The organism is Roseitalea sp. MMSF_3546 (assembly GCF_030732865.1).
GTDB lineage: Bacteria > Pseudomonadota > Alphaproteobacteria > Rhizobiales > Rhizobiaceae > Roseitalea.
Genome location: NZ_JASHKB010000005.1, coordinates 103,478 through 120,852 on the forward strand (window position 1 = coordinate 103,478; position 17,375 = coordinate 120,852).

General features: G+C 66.8%; 12 protein-coding genes and 2 tRNA genes. 9 read left to right on the forward strand and 5 right to left on the reverse strand.

Annotation, left to right across the window (positions count from 1 at the left end; all coding sequences use genetic code 11):
* Window positions 1–113: 113 nt before the first annotated feature.
* The 4 genes from RBB34_RS06160 to RBB34_RS06175 are packed head-to-tail and all read right to left on the reverse strand — an operon-like array spanning window position 114 to window position 5,107.
* Window positions 114–1,394 (reverse strand): cyclopropane-fatty-acyl-phospholipid synthase family protein, encoded by a 1,281-nt coding sequence (locus RBB34_RS06160; protein ID WP_306118321.1) that lies wholly within the window; start codon window positions 1,392–1,394, stop codon window positions 114–116.
* A gap of 37 nt (window positions 1,395–1,431) precedes the next feature.
* Window positions 1,432–2,292, reverse strand: coding sequence for a DUF1365 domain-containing protein (locus tag RBB34_RS06165; protein ID WP_306118322.1), 861 nt, complete (start codon window positions 2,290–2,292; stop codon window positions 1,432–1,434).
* Between the two features lie 11 nt (window positions 2,293–2,303).
* The gene (locus RBB34_RS06170) at window positions 2,304–3,653 is read right to left on the reverse strand and encodes an FAD-dependent oxidoreductase (protein ID WP_306118323.1); all 1,350 of its coding nucleotides are present in this window, start codon (window positions 3,651–3,653) and stop codon (window positions 2,304–2,306) included.
* On the reverse strand, window positions 3,650–5,107 hold the full coding sequence (locus RBB34_RS06175) for a deoxyribodipyrimidine photo-lyase (RefSeq protein WP_306118324.1): 1,458 nt from the start codon (window positions 5,105–5,107) through the stop codon (window positions 3,650–3,652). Before RBB34_RS06175 ends, RBB34_RS06170 begins: the two co-directional genes overlap by 4 nt.
* Before the next feature lie 196 nt (window positions 5,108–5,303).
* On the opposite strand from RBB34_RS06175, the gene RBB34_RS06180 reads away from it, so the two are divergent.
* Window positions 5,304–6,245, forward strand: coding sequence for an L-lactate dehydrogenase (locus RBB34_RS06180; protein ID WP_306118325.1), 942 nt, complete (start codon window positions 5,304–5,306; stop codon window positions 6,243–6,245).
* 53 nt (window positions 6,246–6,298) lie between these two features.
* Here RBB34_RS06180 and RBB34_RS06185 read toward each other — a convergent pair.
* A tRNA-Asn gene (locus tag RBB34_RS06185) sits at window positions 6,299–6,373 on the reverse strand.
* 163 nt (window positions 6,374–6,536) lie between these two features.
* Here RBB34_RS06185 and RBB34_RS06190 point away from each other — a divergent pair.
* The 8 genes from RBB34_RS06190 to ilvD all read left to right on the forward strand — a co-directional run bounded on the left by RBB34_RS06190 (window position 6,537) and on the right by ilvD (window position 17,335).
* On the forward strand, window positions 6,537–6,887 hold the full coding sequence (locus RBB34_RS06190) for a hypothetical protein (RefSeq protein WP_346432528.1): 351 nt from the start codon (window positions 6,537–6,539) through the stop codon (window positions 6,885–6,887).
* A gap of 121 nt (window positions 6,888–7,008) precedes the next feature.
* Window positions 7,009–7,082: transfer RNA gene (locus tag RBB34_RS06195), tRNA-Cys, on the forward strand.
* A gap of 133 nt (window positions 7,083–7,215) precedes the next feature.
* On the forward strand, window positions 7,216–7,887 hold the full coding sequence (locus tag RBB34_RS06200) for a protein-L-isoaspartate O-methyltransferase (RefSeq protein WP_306118326.1): 672 nt from the start codon (window positions 7,216–7,218) through the stop codon (window positions 7,885–7,887).
* Window positions 7,888–8,025: 138 nt separating this feature from the next.
* On the forward strand, window positions 8,026–9,378 hold the full coding sequence (locus RBB34_RS06205; RefSeq protein ID WP_306118327.1) for a TolC family outer membrane protein: 1,353 nt from the start codon (window positions 8,026–8,028) through the stop codon (window positions 9,376–9,378).
* A 160-nt stretch (window positions 9,379–9,538) separates the two neighbouring features.
* Window positions 9,539–10,558, forward strand: coding sequence for a DUF2497 domain-containing protein (locus RBB34_RS06210; protein WP_306118328.1), 1,020 nt, complete (start codon window positions 9,539–9,541; stop codon window positions 10,556–10,558).
* A 92-nt stretch (window positions 10,559–10,650) separates the two neighbouring features.
* On the forward strand, window positions 10,651–13,728 hold the full coding sequence (locus tag RBB34_RS06215; protein WP_306118329.1) for a valine--tRNA ligase: 3,078 nt from the start codon (window positions 10,651–10,653) through the stop codon (window positions 13,726–13,728).
* A gap of 332 nt (window positions 13,729–14,060) precedes the next feature.
* Window positions 14,061–15,317 carry a long-chain fatty acid transporter gene (locus tag RBB34_RS06220; protein ID WP_306118330.1) on the forward strand — a complete coding sequence of 419 codons (1,257 nt, stop codon included), beginning with the start codon at window positions 14,061–14,063 and terminating at the stop codon, window positions 15,315–15,317.
* Between the two features lie 293 nt (window positions 15,318–15,610).
* The gene (gene ilvD, locus RBB34_RS06225; protein ID WP_306118331.1) at window positions 15,611–17,335 is read left to right on the forward strand and encodes a dihydroxy-acid dehydratase; all 1,725 of its coding nucleotides are present in this window, start codon (window positions 15,611–15,613) and stop codon (window positions 17,333–17,335) included.
* The last annotated feature ends 40 nt before the right edge of the window (window positions 17,336–17,375 follow it).

Genomic DNA, 17,375 nt, shown 5'->3' on the forward strand with positions numbered 1-17,375 from the left:
GGTGCGTTTGCGGGCCTTGGCTGGCAGGCTTCACTTGTCAGACATCACTTGGCAGGCTTCACTTGTCAGGCATCGCTTGGCAGGCACGATCTGGCTGCCGTCAGGTGACGGCATCAATTGGCGGGCTTGGCGAAGGTCATCTGGCGCACATCGATGAACTCGGCGCGGAAGCCGGCCTCGCAATAGAACAGATAGAACTCCCACAGACGCTTGAAGCGGTCGTCGAACCCCATGCGCGCGATCTGGTCCCAGGCGGACCAGAAGCGGTGGCGCCAGTCGGCCAGGGTGCGTGCGTAGTCCTGCGGAAAGATGTGTTCGTTGACCAGCCGCATGGCGTGGCGCGTGCCCAGATCGTAAAGCGCGCTGGGCGGCGGCAGCATGCCGCCGGGAAACACGTAGCGCTGAATGAAGTCGGGCTGGCGCCGATAGACGGGAAACGCCTTGTCGTTGATCGTGATGATCTGAAGGCCGGCCTTGCCGCCCGGCTTGAGCACGTCGCGCAGCTTGGCGAAATAGGTCTCCCAATACTGCTCGCCCACCGCCTCGAACATCTCGATGGAGACGACCTTGTCATAGGTATCGCGTTCGTCGCGGTAATCCTGGAACTTGATGGTGACCTTGTGGTCGAGCCCGGCTGCGCGCATGCGCTGCCGGGCAAAGTCCATCTGCTCGCGGCTGATCGTCAGACCGGTCACGGTGCAGCCGATCTCGCGGGCGGCGAACTCGGCAAAGCCGCCCCAGCCGCAGCCGATCTCGAGCACGTGATCGTCCTTGCCGATGCCGGCCGCCCTGGCCAGGGCGCGATACTTGGCGGTCTGGGCGCTCTCCAGGTCGTTGGCGCCGCCGGCGAACAGCGCCGACGAATAGGTCATGGTCGGGTCGAGCCAGAGCGAATAGAAGGCGTTGCCGAGATCGTAATGGGCGGCGATGTTCTTTTGCGCCTTGGTGCGCGTGTTGCGGTTGAGCCAGTGCCGGATGCGCGAGAAGAACTTCACCGTGGCGCCGGCGGTCGCCAGGCGTTCGCCCAGTTCCTCGTTGACGACGAACAGTTCCAGGAAGGAGGTCACGTCCGGGCTTTCCCAGTCGCCGTCGACGTAGCTCTCGGCCACCCCGATCGTGCCGCCGGCAAGGGCGCGCCGGGCCAGATCCCAATTGTGCAGGATGACGACCGCATCGGGACCCTCGGCCTTGCCGGCGATGCGCACGGAGCGCCCGTCGGGCATGCGGATGGTCAGCGAGCCCCTTGGCAGATTGAGGGCGGCGCGCAGGGCGAGGCGGGCCTTGACGGGCAATCCCGCCAGGTAGCGCGAGATGTTCTGGGGAGTCAGTGTCTCGGCCGCCGCGATGATCTGTTCGGCTTGCTCCCGGCCGTTGAGCGTTTGCGTCGCTGCCATCAATGCCCGCCCCTTGTTCTTGCCTGTTCGCAGGGAATCATTCGGCGGGATCGGGCGCAGCGTCCTCGTACGAGACAGGTCGCGGTGGCCGGCCCCGCGCGTGAAACTTCGCGCCCTTGAGCCACAATTTCAAGGCTTGCCAATGAATTCCGGCGATTACCTTGAGCGTCATGAAAGGCAGGCGGGCGATCTGGCCGAGCAGATGGGCGGTGTCGAGCGGCTGTGCCGAGCCCGAAAAGGTCGCCGAAAGCAGCGGTTGTGCGTCCTCGGTCTCGAGGATCCTCACGCGCACTTGCTGGCCCGGCGGCAAGACGCGGAAATGGTAGCGCGCGCCAAGATCGATGAAGGGCGAGACATAGAAGATCTTGGTGCGCTCCTGGCGCAGACCCGCCGGGGTGAGCTGGCCGGGCTCGACGGCGCAGACATAGGTGTGGCGTTCGCCGAAGGTGTTGCGCACCTCGTAGATGGCCGCGCTCAGCCGGTCGGCGGCGTCATAACAGAAATACACCGAAAGCGGGTTGAAGACGTAGCCGAGCAGGCGCGGATAGGCGAGCAGCAGGATGCGCGCCGGGCGCCGGCCGCCGCCCTGTTCGACGAGCGCGCTCGCATAGTCGCGCAGCGTGGCGTGGCCGCCGTCCGCGGGCAGATGGTCGGCCTGGTGGAAGGCGGCGAGGTTGAACCGGTCGACCGAGAACAGCGGCGAGGCGGCGTCGATCTCGGCCAGCCGGTCAAGATCGAGCAGGGCTGAGAACACCCGATAGGTGAAGCGGTGGCCGAAGGGTTTCAGGCGCGCATGCATGACCTTGCCCGGATAGAGCAGGGCGGGCGCATCGGGCGGGGCGAAGACCGGCGCTTCGCCGGGTGCGCCGTGGGTCGGTATGCTGGCGTGGACGGTCATGGCCGTGCAGACTATTCGGCGGCCACGGGCATGGAAAGGTCCGGCAGATCGCCGCGCCAGGGAATGTGACCGCCCAGCGCCTCGGCGGCGGCCAGACCCGAACGCAGGCCGTCCTCGTGAAAGCCGTAGCCGGTCCAGGCGCCGGCGAACCAGACGGCGCGCCGCCCCTGGATCAGGGAAAGCCGTGCCTGGGCGGCGAAGGCGCGCGCGTCGTATTGGGGATGATCGAAGCTCCACTCGCCGAACACGGTCCCCGGCGCGGGCTCGTGGCTGGGGTTGAGACTGACAAACAGCGGATAGCGCGGGTCGATGTTCTGCAGCCGGTTCATCCAGTAGGTCACGCAGATGTCGCTTTCCTCGCCGCGTGCGCTCTCGCGCAGATAGTTCCAGGCGGCCCAGGCGCGCTTGCGGCGCGGCATGAAGCCGGGATCGCGGTGCAGGACGGCGCGGTTCGGCCGATAGGGGATCGCCGACAGGATATCGCGCTCATTGGCATCGGCATCGGCCAGCATGGCCAGGGCCTGATCGGAATGGGCGGCGATGACGACGGCGTCGAACCGGGTGCGTTCGCCGTCGGCCGTCGTGACGATCGCACCGCCGTCTGCCGGCCGTTCGATGCGCGCGACCGGTGTCGCCACGCGCACGCGCCCGTCAAGCCGGGCAAGCATCTTGTCGAGATAGTTGCGCGCGCCGCCCGAAACCGTGCGCCACAGCGGCGGCCGGGTCTCGAGCAGCCGGTGGTTTTCGAAGAACTGCACGAAGGTAAGGGCCGGAAAGTCCAGCATGCGGACCTTCGGGGTCGACCAGATGGCGGCGGCCATGGGGATGAGGTAATCGTCGCGAAAGCGGGCCGAAAAGCCGCGGCGCTCCAGATAGGCCCCGATCGACAGGCCGGCCAGCCGGCCGGCGTCGCGGTCGGCCCGCGCCTGTCTGTTGAAGCGCAGGATCTCGCGGATCATCCACAAGAACCCCGGCGACAGCGCATTGCGCTTCTGGGCGAAGACCGAAAGGTAATCCTGGCCGCACCATTCGCGGCGGCCCCGGTCGAGCGACAGCGAAAAGCTCATATTGGTGTCTTCGCAGGCGATGCCGAGATGGTCGAACAGCGCGCACAGTTCGGGATAGTTGCGCTCGTTGAAAACGATGAAGCCGACATCGACGGGTATGTGCGTGCCGTCATGGTCGACATCGATCGTGCAGGTGTGCCCGCCCGGTCGGGCATCGGCCTCAAACAGCGTCACATCCCGGGTGAAGGACAGCGACCATGCGGCCGACACGCCCGCAATTCCGCTGCCGATGACGGCGATACGTCGTTCGATGCCGGCCAGTTCGAACTGCCCCGGTGCCGGTTTGATGTTCACGCGGCGTGTCTCCTTGTCTGCTCATAGGCGGCAAGCGCCCGCTTGCGCGCCTGCCCGTGGTCGACCATCGGTTCGGGATAGGTCTCGCCCAGCCGGATGCCGGCGCGGTCGAGGACGTCTTGCGGGGCCTGCCAGGGCTTGTGGATGTATTTGGTATCGAGCGCGGCGAGCTCGGGCACGTAGCGGCGGACATAGGCGCCGTCCGCGTCGAACTTCTCGCCCTGAAGAACCGGGTTGAAGACGCGGAAATAGGGCGCGGCATCGGCCCCCGAGCCGGCCACCCACTGCCAGCTCGCCGTGTTGTTGGCCGGGTCGGCGTCGACGAGCGTGTCCCAGAACCAGGCCTCGCCGCGGCGCCAGTCGATCATCAGATCCTTGATCAGGAAAGAGCCGACGATCATGCGCACGCGGTTGTGCATCCAGCCGGTCTGCCAGAGCTGACGCATGCCGGCGTCGACGATCGGATAGCCGGTGCGGCCGGCCCGCCAGGCCCGCAGCGCCCTGTCGTCGTCCCGCCAGGGAAAGGCGTCGAAGTCGCTGTTGAAATTGGCCGTCCCGAGGTCGGGGAAATGAAACAGCAGGTGGTAGGAGAATTCGCGCCAGGCCAGTTCCTTGCGGAAGGTTTCGAGGTCGCCGGCGGCCACGCCCCTTGCCTTGCCGGCGGCGTGCCAGACATCGAACGGCGTGATCTCGCCGAAACGCAGATGCGGCGACAGGCGCGACGTGCCCTCAGCGGCAGGCTTGTTGCGTTCGGCCTTGTAGCCGGCAAGCCCGTCTTCGACGAATTCGGCAAGGCGGGTCTGCGCACCGTGTTCGCCGGGATCCCAGACCTCGGCAATGCCGCCCGACCAGTCGGGCTCTTTCGGCAGCAGGGACCAATCCTCGAGCCGATCGCTCGCAATCGTCGTGTGATGGGCCCGGATGCTTTCGGGCGCCGGCAGGGGTTCGCGCGGCTCGCCCGATTGCGCAAAGGCCCGCCAGAAGGGCGAATAGACGCGGTAGGGCCCGCCATCCTTGGTGCGAATGCGGGTCGGCTCGTGCATCAGCGCGCCGTCATGGCTCGCAACCGTCAGCCCGCGCTCGCCGAGATCGCGCTTGATCTTCTGGTCGAGCTGCACCTCATGGGGCGCGTAGCGGCGGTTCCAGTAGACGGTATCCGCGCCGGTCTCGGCGATCAGTGCATCGAGCACGGCGGCCGGGTCGCCGCGCCGCAGAACAAGCGGCAGGCCGATGCCTTTCAGGCTGTCGGCAAGGGCGGCCAGCGAATGGTGCAGCCACCAGCGTTGGGCGCCGCCCAGCGCCGGGCCCGCTTGCGGCGGATCGTCGAATATGAACACGGCGATGACCGGCCGGCCGCTTTGCGCCGCCGCGGTCAGTGCGCCGTTGTCGCGCAGGCGCAGATCGCTGCGGAACCATACGACGACCGGCGCGTCGGAATCGTCAGCAGGTCGCATGCGGCAACCGGGCCTTGGTGAGCTTGCAGATGGGAATACGCGCCGAGGCGGGCGAATGCGGGGTCATGAACGCGCTTACGCCGGAATTTGCCGCTTGGATCAACCCTCTTGCCGGTTGCGCTTGCGCGCGGCGCGCCGAGGATACTAAGGGAGCGGCAACCGCCGCAGCCAGGCACACAACGAAAGGGCCGTCGTCATGAGAATCGGCATCGTCGGAACGGGCATGGTCGGCAGTTCGACGGCCTATGCAATGGCATTGCGCGGCGTGGGAACCGAGCTTGTGCTCGTCGACCAGTCACCGGAACTGGCCACCGCCCACGCGCAGGACATCTCGCACGCGGTGCCCTTTGCGGCACCGGTTGTGGTTCGCTCGGGCGGCTATGACGATCTTCGGGGCGCGGGCATCGTCGTCATCGCGGCCGGCGTCAGCCAGAAGCCCGGTGAAACGCGCCTTGCGCTGCTGGGTCGAAACGCGCGGGTCTTCCGCGACGTGGTCGGCTCGGTGATGGCCGTCGCCCCCGACGCGATATTGCTGGTGGCGTCCAATCCGGTCGACCTGATGACCTATGCCGCGCAGCGCTTTTCGGGGCTCGATCCGCAGCGCGTGATCGGCTCGGGCACGATCCTGGACACGGCACGGTTTCGCGTCCTGCTCGGCACCCATCTGGGGATCGCCTCGCAGTCGGTGCATGCCTATGTGCTCGGCGAGCATGGCGACAGCGAGGTGGCGGTGTGGTCGAGCGCGATGGCGGGCAATGTGCCCGTCGCCTCGTTCGCCGAGCAGACCGGGCGGCCGCTGAGCGAGGACAGGCGCCGGCAGATCACCGATGCGGTGCGCAATGCGGCCTATACGATCATCAAGGGCAAGGGGTCGACCTATTACGGAATCGGCGCTGGCCTTGCGCGGATTGCCGATGCCATCATCGGCGACGAGCGCGCCGTCCTGAGCGTGTCGACCATGACCGACGATGTGGAAGGCGTTGCCGACGTGCCGCTGTCGCTGCCCCGAATCGTCGGACGGCAGGGGGTGACGGCCGAATTGCGGCCCGATCTGGACGAGGGCGAACGTGCCGCTCTGCGGGCCAGCGCCGAGACGATCGCCCAATACAAGCCCGGCATAGACCAGGCGCTGCCCTGACGGTCTCGGAACGGCGGGATGGCGGAAACGGTCCGGGACGGACCTGCCGCGTATGGCTCCCCAGGCAGGATTCGAACCTGCGACCGATCGATTAACAGTCGAGCGCTCTACCGCTGAGCTACTGGGGAATACGTGATCGCCGGCGCGCTATAACAGAGCCCCGCCCGCCTTGCAAAGGGGCAAAATGCAGCTGGCCGCGGCCGATGCCGGCCCGGCCGGCGCGCGCGGGCATTTGAAGCGCCGTTTCGCGATGCCTAAATGAGGGCTAAAGGGTCAGTTTCGAGGGTCGGCATGGACCAGATCGACGCACCGGCGCGTGCCGGCCAAGCCGAACCGGTCCGGGTCGGGCAGGCCGGCGAAGATCGACCGGAGGAAGCGAAGCAAGAGCCCGAAAAGGGCCGTGTGCTCACGGTGTTCGGTCGCCGGTTCACGCTGCCCGGCTCACGCCGTTCGCGGATCGTGCTGGGCACCGGCCTTTCGATCGCGGGCCTGTTCGGGTTCCTGCCCGTGCTCGGTTTCTGGATGGTGCCGCTCGGCCTGCTGATCCTGTCGCATGAATTGCACGTCCTGCGGCGCACGCGCCGGCGATGGGCCGTGTGGCAGGAGCGCCGTCGCCGCACGGGCGCGCAGCGGGGACGGTGAAGCTTCGCCGCCGGAGGCGAGCGCGGCCTTGCGAGCGCGGCCCCGTCGCGTCTTTCCTGTGCAATGCATGTTGACCGGCGTCGGCCAAGACCATATGGGATCAAGGCCTTATCGGCGCGAGGGCCTCGTGGCGGAGTGGTTACGCAGAGGACTGCAAATCCTTGCACCCCGGTTCGATTCCGGGCGAGGCCTCCAAATTTCCGGCATGTGACTGAATTCGCATGCTTTGTGGTGCGGGTGCGCGGGTGCGCTGTGGGGCACCGGCGCGCGGCGGTCGGCGGCGCACCGGAAGCCGGCCGGCAGCGGGCGAGCGAGCGGGGAAGGGATCATGGGCCAGGACTTCAGCCAGTTGCGCCATGCAATGGTCGAGGGTCAGGTGCGCGTCGCCGACGTCTCCGACCGGGCGCTGCTTGCGGCGATGCGCGAGGTGCCGCGCGAGATGTTCGTGCCCTCGCGGCTGCGGCCGCTGGCCTATATCGACGAAGACATCCTGCTCAACGAGGGCGATGACGTTGCCCGCTACATGATGGAGCCGGCGGCGTTCGCAAGGCTCGTGCAGCTCGCCGAGGTGCGGCCGGGCGACCTGGTGCTCGATATCGGTTGCGGCACCGGCTATTCCTCGGCCATCCTGTCGCGGCTGGCCGGCGCGGTCATCGCACTTGAATGCGACGAGGGCCTGGCGGCCAGGGCGACCGACATCTTGAGCGCACAGGGCTTTGACAGCGTGGCCGTGGTGACCGGTCCGTTGGCCGACGGCCTTGCCGAGGAAGGCCCGTTCGACGTCGTCTTCGTGGGCGGAGCGGTGGATTTCGTGCCCGATGCGCTGCTCGCGCAGATCAAGCCGGAAGGACGGCTGGTCGCCGTCAAGGGCCACGGGCTGACCGGTGCGGCGATGCTGCACCTGCGTGACGATGAGGGCATATTGTCCAGCCGCCGCGCCTTCAACTGCGCGGTCAAGCCGTTGCCGGGCTTCGAGAGCAAGCCCGAATTCGTGTTCTGACGGACGCCGGACGGTGGCGGCGCCTTGCCGAATGCGGCGCCGTTTGTTCCATGTTAAGAAATGTAACTTGCACTGTGTGCGGGGGCGCCGGTATCAAGGCAGCGGTGGCGGCGACAAGCGTGGGTTGAGGGTGTAGGCATGCGACGCGTTCTGGTTTCGGGCCTGGCGGCCATTGCGATTGTCGCCATGCCGGCCGCGGCAGCGGCCGCAGAGACGATCACCGGGGCGCTCGCCCGCGCCTATGAATACAATTCCGAACTCAATGCCGCGCGCGCCGGCGTGCGCGTTCGCGACGAGTCGGTGCCGCTCGCCAAGTCGGGCCTGCGACCGCGCGTGACAGGAACCGCCGGCATTTCCACGACCGCGACGAGCGGCGCACCGCAGACCTCGCGGTTGAGCTTCGGCATCGAGGTCAATCAGTCGATCTTCGACGGCTTTCAGACCCAGAACAATGTCAGGGCGGCCAAGGCCGGCGTGCGCGCCGAACGCCAGAACCTGCGCAATACCGAGCAGAACATCCTGTTCGATACGGCGCAGACCTATATGGACGTGCTGCAGAACCGGCAGATCGCCGGCCTGCGCGCGCGCAACATCGAATTCCTGCAGGAACAGCTGCGCGCGGCGCGGGCCCGTTTCGAGGTCGGCGAGGGCACGCGTACCGACGTGGCTCAGGCCGAAGCCCAGCTTGCGGCGGCGCGCGCCCAACTGGTCGCCGCGCGGGCACAGGTCGACACCAGCGAGGCGAGCTTTCTGCAGCTGACCGGAACGCGTCCGGGGTCGCTGCAGCAGGCCAGGCCGCTGATGCGCCTGCTGCCCGGTTCGCTCGATCAGGCCTATGCCATCGCTTTCGACGAGCACCCGGCGATCCTTCTGCGCAACGCGCTCGTCGATTCGAGCCTGTTCACCGTCAAGGCGGCCGAAGGGGCGTTCCTGCCGCAGGTGGGGCTGAGCGCCTCGGTCGATCGCACATCGATCAGCGGCGGTCCCCAGGCAGGCACGAGCACCAGCGCCACGGTCGGCGCACAGATCACCATTCCGATCTATCAGGGCGGCCGGGCGAGCGCGCAGGTGCGCCAGGACAAGGAAGAACTCGGACAGGCGCGAATCGAAACGGCCGTGGCACGCGATCAGGTGCGCCAGGCGGTGGCCTCGGCCTTCACGCAACTGGAGGCCTCCCGGGTCTCGGTCAACGCGAACACCGAATCGGTGCGCGCGGCGCGCCTTGCGCTCAACGGTGTCGTCGAGGAGCGCAATGTCGGCCAGCGCACGACACTGGACGTGCTCAACGCGCAGTCGACCCTGCTCGACGCGCAGGTCGGCCTGGTGCAGGCGCAGCGCGACCTGGTCGTGTCGTCCTATGCGCTGGCCTCGGCCATCGGCCGGCTCAGCGCCGAGCGGCTCGGCCTGAACGTGCAGGTCCACGAACCCGAAGAGCATTACGAGGCCGTCAAGGATCTGTGGTACGGACTGCGCACGCCCGACGGGCGCTGACATGGCCAGCCGACGCAATCGAAGCTGACTTGCATCCCCGCCATCCCCCGCTTTCCTGTGTGCGACCGCGCGCGCGGCCCGCGCAGGATTCTCTTTTTTCGTCGTGTCGAGTACCCTTTGTGCATTGATTCGCGCAGTTCGAGGCGGAGCAGACCGAACGATGGGCCAAGCCAAGCCAGTTGACGACCAGCCGTCGATGGACGAAATCCTGTCCTCGATCCGGCGCATCATCGATCGGGGCGAGGAGCCCGCACGGCCCGCGCCGCCGGTGGCTCCGGTCTTCGATCCGCCGCCTCCCGCGCCGCATTCGGCGGGGCCGGAGCCGCATCCGGTCAACGGCAACCGGCCGCAGCCGGCGACCGGGCCGCGCGCCGATGCGCCGCGGTTGCGCGGTAGCCATGCCGCACCCAACGACGCCGATGCGATGGCCGGGCGGCCGCCGTTGAGCCGGGAGGAACTGGACAGCTTTGCCGAGGTCATCGATGCGCGTTCGCGCGGCGCAGCGGCCGATGGCCGGCCCGCCCAGGCCAGCGCTCAGCACGCGGCCCATGAGGAACGTCGCGGCAAATACGCGGCGCGCTTTTCCGAGGACGACAGCCGCGCCTTTGCCCGGGTGGCCAGCGTGCTGTCGGAGACGACCGGCGTCGCGCCCGAGCCCGGCGGCGGTCTTTCAAGGCGCGCCGAAGCGGAACAGCGGCCGGACGATGGCGCGGCCTATGACCATGTGGTGAACGACCAGGCACCCGACATCGTCCATGACGACGCCCCCGCGCAAGCAAAGGCAGGCCTTGCCATGTCCACACAATCCCCAAAGGCGAGTGCGACCGGAACACGCCAGGCCGATGCGCCGGCGCGGCGGGCGCAATGGTCCGGTCATGGGTCCGATCATGGGTCCGGTCACGACGCGCCGGCGCGGGCCGCCACGGCTCCGCAACGGACGCAGGCCGGGCATGGCGGATCGCTGGTCTCGGCCCGGGCGCGCCAGTCGGTCGAGATGTCGTTCGACGCGCTGTCGGCGACGCTGCGCGAGCAGGCCGGACGCGATCTGTCCGAGATGGCCGAGGACATCCTCAAGCCGATGCTGTCGGACTGGCTCGACAACAATCTGCCCTCGATGGTCGAGCGGCTGGTGCGCGAGGAGATCGAACGCATCGCGCGCGGCGAGCCGCGCCGGGACTGACCGCAGCGCGGCGGAGGCTTTGTTGACTTCGCCGGGTGCATCCGGTTTACAGCGGAACGGCTGATTTCGCCGTCCCGGAACGGATCAATTTCATGCTCGACAAGACCTTTGACGCGGCCGGCGTTGAGCCGCGCATTGCCGCCAAATGGGACAAGGCCAACGCCTTCGCCGCCGGTGCCGGCGCGCGCGAGGGCGCCGAACCCTATTGCATCGTGATTCCGCCGCCCAACGTGACGGGCTCGCTGCACATGGGCCATGCGCTCAACAACACGCTGCAGGACATCCTGATCCGGCATCAGCGCATGCTCGGCAACAATGTGCTGTGGCAGCCGGGCATGGACCATGCCGGCATCGCGACGCAGATGGTGGTCGAGCGCCAGCTTGCCGACAGCGGCGAGAACATGACGCGGCGGCAGATGGGCCGCGACAAGTTCGTCGAACGCGTCTGGCAGTGGAAGGAGGAGTCGGGCGGGCAGATCCTCAATCAGCTCAAGCGGTTGGGCGCCTCCTGCGACTGGTCGCGCGAGCGCTTCACCATGGACGAAGGGCTGTCCGAGGCCGTGCTCGAGGTCTTCGTGCGGCTTTACAGGGAAGGGCTGATCTATCGCGGCAAGCGGCTGGTCAACTGGGACCCGAAATTCGAGACCGCGATCTCCGACCTCGAGGTCGAGAACATCGAGGTCGACGGCCATATGTGGCACTTCAAGTACCCGCTCGCCGGCGGCGCGACATATGACTATGTCGAAAAGGACGCCGATGGGAACGTCACGCTGCGCGAGACGCGCGACTACATCTCCATCGCCACCACCCGGCCGGAGACGATGCTCGGCGACGGTGCGGTGGCCGTCCACCCCGATGACGCGCGCTATGCGCCGATCGTCGGCAAACTGTGCGAGATTCCGGTCGGACCGAAGGAGCACCGGCGGCTGATCCCGATCATCACGGACGACTATCCCGATCCCGATTTCGGCTCGGGCGCGGTAAAGATCACTGGCGCGCACGACTTCAACGACTATGAAGTGGCAAAGCGTGGCTCCATCCCGATGTACCGGCTGATGGACACGAAAGCCGCCATGCGCGACGACGGGCTGTCATACGAAGAAGCAGCTCTGGTGGCGACGGAATTGGCGGCGACTGACCAACTCGGCGAGCATGTCTTCGACCGCGCCAAATACGATGTCCTAAGCAAGCACGGTTTGCTTCCAGACCCCTATTCGACAGACGTTTCAGCATTCGAATTCGCTATCGACCTCATTAATCTGGTGCCCGACGATCTGCGCGGGCTCGACCGGTTCGAGGCGCGCACGCGCGTCGTCGAGCAGATCACCGGCGAGGGGCTGGCGGTGATGACGACCGACGAGGAGGGCAATGCGATCCCCTTCGTTGAGGCCAAGCGCATCATGCAGCCCTTCGGCGACCGCTCCCATGTGGTCATCGAGCCGATGCTGACGGACCAGTGGTTCGTCGATGCCAAGACGCTGGCCGAGCCGGCGATCGCCTCGGTGCGCGAGGGACGCACGCAGTTCGTCCCGCGCAACTGGGAGAAGACCTATTTCGAATGGATGGAGAACATCCAGCCCTGGTGCGTGTCGCGCCAGCTCTGGTGGGGCCACCGCATTCCGGCGTGGTATGGCCCCCAACTGGTACCCTTGGAAGGCCTGCGTTATGCCGAGACACAAGCTGTAGGTGCAAATACTGTATTCGTTGGACGGAATGATGAAGAGGTTCGCCGGGAGGCATTCGAATATTATTCGGAAATCGTCGCCGATCCGTCAGATATTGTGTTTGTTGAAAGTTCAAATGAGGCGTTGGCTCTATTGTCGGAAGATGGGCCGACTAAGATCCCCCTTTACAGAGATCCCGACGTCCTCGACACCTGGTTCTCGTCCGCCCTGTGGCCGTTCTCGACGCTCGGCTGGCCGGAGAACACCGAGGCGCTCGACACCTGGTATCCGACCTCGGTGCTGGTAACCGGCTTCGACATCATCTTCTTCTGGGTCGCCCGGATGATGATGATGGGGCTGCACTTCATGACCGACGACGAGGGCAGGGGCATCGAGCCCTTCCACACCGTCTATGTGCATGCGCTGGTGCGCGACAAGCACGGCGCCAAGATGTCCAAGTCCAAGGGCAACGTCATCGATCCGCTCGAACTGATCGACCAGTACGGGGCGGACGCGCTGCGTTTCACGCTCGCCTCGATGGCCACGCCCGGCCGCGACGTCAAGCTCGACCCCGACCGCATCGCCGGCTATCGCGCCTTCGGCAACAAGCTGTGGAACGCCACGCGCTTTGCCCAGATGAACGGCGTCGCGCCCGCCCCGGACTTCGATCCGAACGGCGCCGAACTGACGATCAACCGCTGGATCCTCACCGAATTGTCGGCGACGGTCGATGCGGTCGACCGCGCCATCGCCGGCTACCGGTTCGACGAGGCCGCCATGGCCGTCTACCGTTTCGTCTGGAACACCTATTGCGACTGGTATCTGGAACTGCTCAAGCCGGTGTTCGCCGGCCAGCACGAGGCGGCCAGGGCCGAGTCGCGCGCCTGCGCGGCTCATGTGCTCGATGCGATCTTGAAGCTCATGCACCCGTTCATGCCGTTCCTGACCGAGGAGTTGTGGGCGCTGACCGGCGACCGCGACGGCCTGCTGTGCCATGCGCGCTGGCCCGGGCCCGAGCTTGCCGACCGTGCGGCGGCGGCCGAGATCAACTGGCTGATCGAGCTGGTCTCGGGCATCCGCTCGGTGCGCTCGGAGATGCATGTCCCGCCCTCGGCCAAGGCGCCGCTGGTGGTGGTCGGCGCCGGCGATGAGACCTGCGGGCGGCTGCTGCGGCACGATCCGGCGATCAAGCAGCTTGCTCGGGTGACCGACATCGTCATCGAGAGCCAGGTGCCCAAGGGCGCCGCGCAGATCGTGGTGGGCGAGGCGACGGTCTGCCTGCCGCTGGGCGAACTCATCGATGTCGCCGCCGAACGGGCGCGGCTGGAAAAGGCGATCGGCAAGGCGCGCGAGGAAATCGCCCGCGCCGAAAAAAAGCTCGGCAACGACAAGTTCGTCGCCAATGCGCGGGCCGAGGTGGTGCAGGCCGAGCGCGACAAGCTGGCCGAAATGCAGCCATCGCTGGAAAGGCTGCAGGCGGCGCTGGCGCGAATCGAAAGCCTCTGAGGGGCGGCGATCGGCGCTGCGCCGGCGGCGCGGCCGGCCTTCAAAGGACCGCAAACCCAAAACGCCGGTTACTGTGGCGATTGCGCAACAGTCGTGATTGTGCGCTGCAGTGGCCCGCGCGCCCCCTGCGTTTTTGCCCGTATTCCGTCAAGAAGAGGTATTGACTTATTTGCGAATCAGGTCGCGCAGTCCCCGGCATCGGGGATTTGCGATGCGCGATCAACGCCCATTGCCGCCTGTCCGCCAAGTGCAATGGGCGAAAGCTTCCGCAAAGGTTGCGCCTGTGCCGGATTGTCGTTCAATTGAACCGAGACGATTCGGAGGGGATGGGGATGCCCGAGACAATCAAGGTCCTGGTTCTGGGTCTGCTCGGCGCGGCCGGTTGCGTCGGCGCCGCCGGTGCGGCCGGGTTCGGTCGCGCGGACGCCGACACCGACATCTTGTACGAGCAAAGCAGTTTCGATTTGCGCGCCGGGGCGACACTGGTCATGCCGCGGCGCGGCTACGAGACGATCAACGGCGCGCCCGCGACCGATCCGGACTTCACGCGGGACCACGTCATACCGTCGATTGCGGCCAATGTCGTCCTTCATGACAAGGCGCGATGCGCCGGGACCTTCGTTGAGGTCTATGGCGCCGATGTCGTCTACGGCCCGCAAAAGATCATGAGCGACCAGCGCTTCGTCGACTTGGACGGTCCCGGGGGGCTCGATCCGATCCCGACGGCCAATGCGACCGAGTCGGTCGAACTGACCTCGAACGAGTATGGCCTGACATGTGCTTTCGGATTTCAGGCCGGCCCCGGCACGGCCTGGATCATCGGCGGTGGCTTTCTCGAGAACTTCCAGTACACCGAGGATACGGTGTTCGGAACGCTCGACTTCGATGGCGGCTACGAGCCGGGCTTCCGCGTCGGCGCGGCGTTCTCCATCGAGGAGATCGCGCTGCGTGCGCAGCTTCTCTACCGCTCGTCGGTGAGCCACAGCCCGGGCGGGACCTTTTCGGGCTATATTCCCAATCCGGGCTTCGATCCGCTGACGCCGCCTTCGCCGACCAATCCGCAATTTGCCCTGCCCAGCGGGCTCTACGACACCTCCGGGGTCGGCACCACGCCGCAGAGCGTCGAGTTGAGCGTGCAGTCGGGCGTCGCGCCGGGCACGCTCGTCTTCGGTTCGGTCAAGTGGACCGACTGGAGCGTGGTCGACACGCTCGATTACACCATCGACCCCTCCGGCGCAGCGCTGCCGAGCCGGAACGAGTATTTCTGGAAGGATGGCTGGACCGTGACCGCGGGCGTCGGCCGGCAGATCACGGAAATGGTCGCCGCATCGGCCAGCCTGACCTGGGATCAGGGCGTTTCGACCACCGAGGATGTGCTGACCGACACCTGGACGCTGGGCGGCGGCGTGGCGGTGTCCGGCGAACGTGCCAGCCTGCAGATTGGCGGCGCCATCAACTATCTGACGGCCGGTTCGGTCGCCATGGACCCCGATCTGACCGATGCCGATCCGGCCGGCGCCAATTCGGCGGCAACGGTGGGCGCCGACTGGGCGTTCGCGCTCGGCGGCAGTCTGACCATCACCTGGTAGACGCACCGGCCGTCCCCCGCGCCGGGCGACAGGGCCGGGCCGGCTTACGGGTCCTTGAAGCGCTCCGCACCGGGAGCGCTTTAACTGCCTTGTCGGCATGCGGGCCGGTCCGGCCCCGGCAATGGCGGCCGATTGTGACGATTCGGCAACAGTTCCCAGCTAAGAATTCCGCTAAGACACCGCCGGGCACCGCTGCCCACATTCCGTCAAAAACCGCGCGCACGCCACGGTGCGCGCTGCCCGGATCGCGCGATCGACCGGCCCGGGCACAGCGACAAGGACCGGACCCACCGATGGACAAACCCGTTTTCGACAAATCCAAGCTTCCCAGCCGCTACACCACCGTCGGTCCGGCCAGGGCACCGCACCGCTCCTACCTTTATGCGATGGGTTTGTCGGCCGAAGAGATCGCGCAGCCGCTGGTGGGCGTGGCCACCTGCTGGAACGAGGCGGCACCGTGCAACATCGCGCTGATGCGCCAGGCGCAGGTGGTCAAGAAGGGCGTCGCCGCCGCCAGCGGCACGCCGCGCGAGTTCACCACCATCACCGTCACCGACGGCATCGCCATGGGCCATCAGGGCATGAAGGCCTCCCTGGTCAGCCGCGACGTGATCGCCGATTCGGTCGAACTGACCATGCGCGGGCACTGCTATGACGCGCTGATCGGGCTTGCCGGCTGCGACAAGTCCCTGCCGGGCATGATGATGGCGATGGTCCGGCTCAACGTGCCTTCGGTGTTCATCTATGGCGGGTCGATCCTGCCGGGCACCTTCAAGGGCCGCCAGGTGACCGTTCAGGACGTGTTCGAGGCGGTCGGCATGCATTCGGTCGGCAAGATGAGCGATGCGGACCTCGACGAACTCGAGCAGGTCGCCTGTCCGTCGGCCGGCTCGTGCGGGGCGCAGTTCACCGCCAACACGATGGCCACCGTCGCCGAGGCGATCGGGCTGTCGCTGCCCTATTCGTGCGGCGCGCCGGCCCCTTACGAGATCCGCGACCGGTTCGGTTTCGCCGCCGGCGAGAAGGTGATGGAACTGATCGCCCGCAACGTCCGGCCGCGCGACATCGTCACGCGCAAGGCGCTCGAGAACGCGGCGGCCGTGGTTGCGGCCTCGGGCGGGTCGACCAATGCGGCGCTGCATCTGCCGGCGATCGCCCATGAATGCGGCATCGAATTCGATCTGTTCGACGTTGCCGAGATCTTCAAGAAGACGCCCTATGTGGCCGATCTCAAGCCGGGCGGAAAATATGTGGCCAAGGACCTGTTCGAGGCCGGCGGCATTCCGCTTCTGATGAAGGCGCTGCTCGATGGCGGCTATCTGCATGGCGACTGCATGACCGTGACCGGCCGCACTTTGGCCGAAAACATGGAGCATGTTGCCTGGAACGACGAGCAGGACGTCGTCTATCCGGTCGAAAAGGCGATCACGCAGACCGGCGGCGTCGTCGGCCTGAAGGGCAATCTGGCGCCCGACGGGGCGATCGTGAAGGTCGCCGGGATGAAGAAGCTCAAGTTCTCGGGCCCGGCGCGGTGCTTCGATACCGAGGAAGAATGCTTTGCGGCGGTGCGCGACGGCAAGTACGAGGCCGGCGAGGTGCTGGTGATCCGCTATGAGGGGCCCAAGGGCGGTCCGGGCATGCGCGAGATGCTGGCGACGACGGCCGCGATCTATGGCCAGGGCATGGGCGATCAGGTGGCGTTGATCACCGATGGCCGCTTTTCGGGGGCGACGCGCGGCTTCTGCATCGGCCATGTCGGGCCGGAGGCCGCCGTCGGCGGGCCGATCGGCCTTTTGCGCGATGGCGACGTGATCACCATCGATGCGGTCGAGGGCACGCTCGAGGTGGCCTTGAGCGAGGACGAACTCGCCGAGCGGCGCAAGGCGTGGCAGCCGCGCAAGACCGACTACACATCGGGGGCGTTGTGGAAGTATGCCCAGACGGTGGGCGATGCGCGCTATGGCGCGATCACCCATCCCGGCGGGGCCGAGGAGAAGCAGTGTTACGCGGACATCTGATGTCGGAAATGCGGTGTGAGTGTGTGATCGGGCGCGTTCT

Bases quoted from the DNA above. Each gene is read 5' to 3' on its own strand.
- RBB34_RS06160 (WP_306118321.1), bottom strand. From the start codon at position 1,394: ATGGCAGCGACGCAAACGCTCAACGGCCGGGAGCAAGCCGAACAGATC.
- RBB34_RS06165 (WP_306118322.1), bottom strand. From the start codon at position 2,292: ATGACCGTCCACGCCAGCATACCGACCCACGGCGCACCCGGCGAAGCG.
- RBB34_RS06175 (WP_306118324.1), bottom strand. From the start codon at position 5,107: ATGCGACCTGCTGACGATTCCGACGCGCCGGTCGTCGTATGGTTCCGC.
- RBB34_RS06180 (WP_306118325.1), top strand. From the start codon at position 5,304: ATGAGAATCGGCATCGTCGGAACGGGCATGGTCGGCAGTTCGACGGCC.
- RBB34_RS06190 (WP_346432528.1), top strand. From the start codon at position 6,537: ATGGACCAGATCGACGCACCGGCGCGTGCCGGCCAAGCCGAACCGGTC.
- RBB34_RS06200 (WP_306118326.1), top strand. From the start codon at position 7,216: ATGGGCCAGGACTTCAGCCAGTTGCGCCATGCAATGGTCGAGGGTCAG.
- RBB34_RS06205 (WP_306118327.1), top strand. From the start codon at position 8,026: ATGCGACGCGTTCTGGTTTCGGGCCTGGCGGCCATTGCGATTGTCGCC.
- RBB34_RS06210 (WP_306118328.1), top strand. From the start codon at position 9,539: ATGGGCCAAGCCAAGCCAGTTGACGACCAGCCGTCGATGGACGAAATC.
- RBB34_RS06215 (WP_306118329.1), top strand. From the start codon at position 10,651: ATGCTCGACAAGACCTTTGACGCGGCCGGCGTTGAGCCGCGCATTGCC.
- RBB34_RS06220 (WP_306118330.1), top strand. From the start codon at position 14,061: ATGCCCGAGACAATCAAGGTCCTGGTTCTGGGTCTGCTCGGCGCGGCC.
- ilvD (WP_306118331.1), top strand. From the start codon at position 15,611: ATGGACAAACCCGTTTTCGACAAATCCAAGCTTCCCAGCCGCTACACC.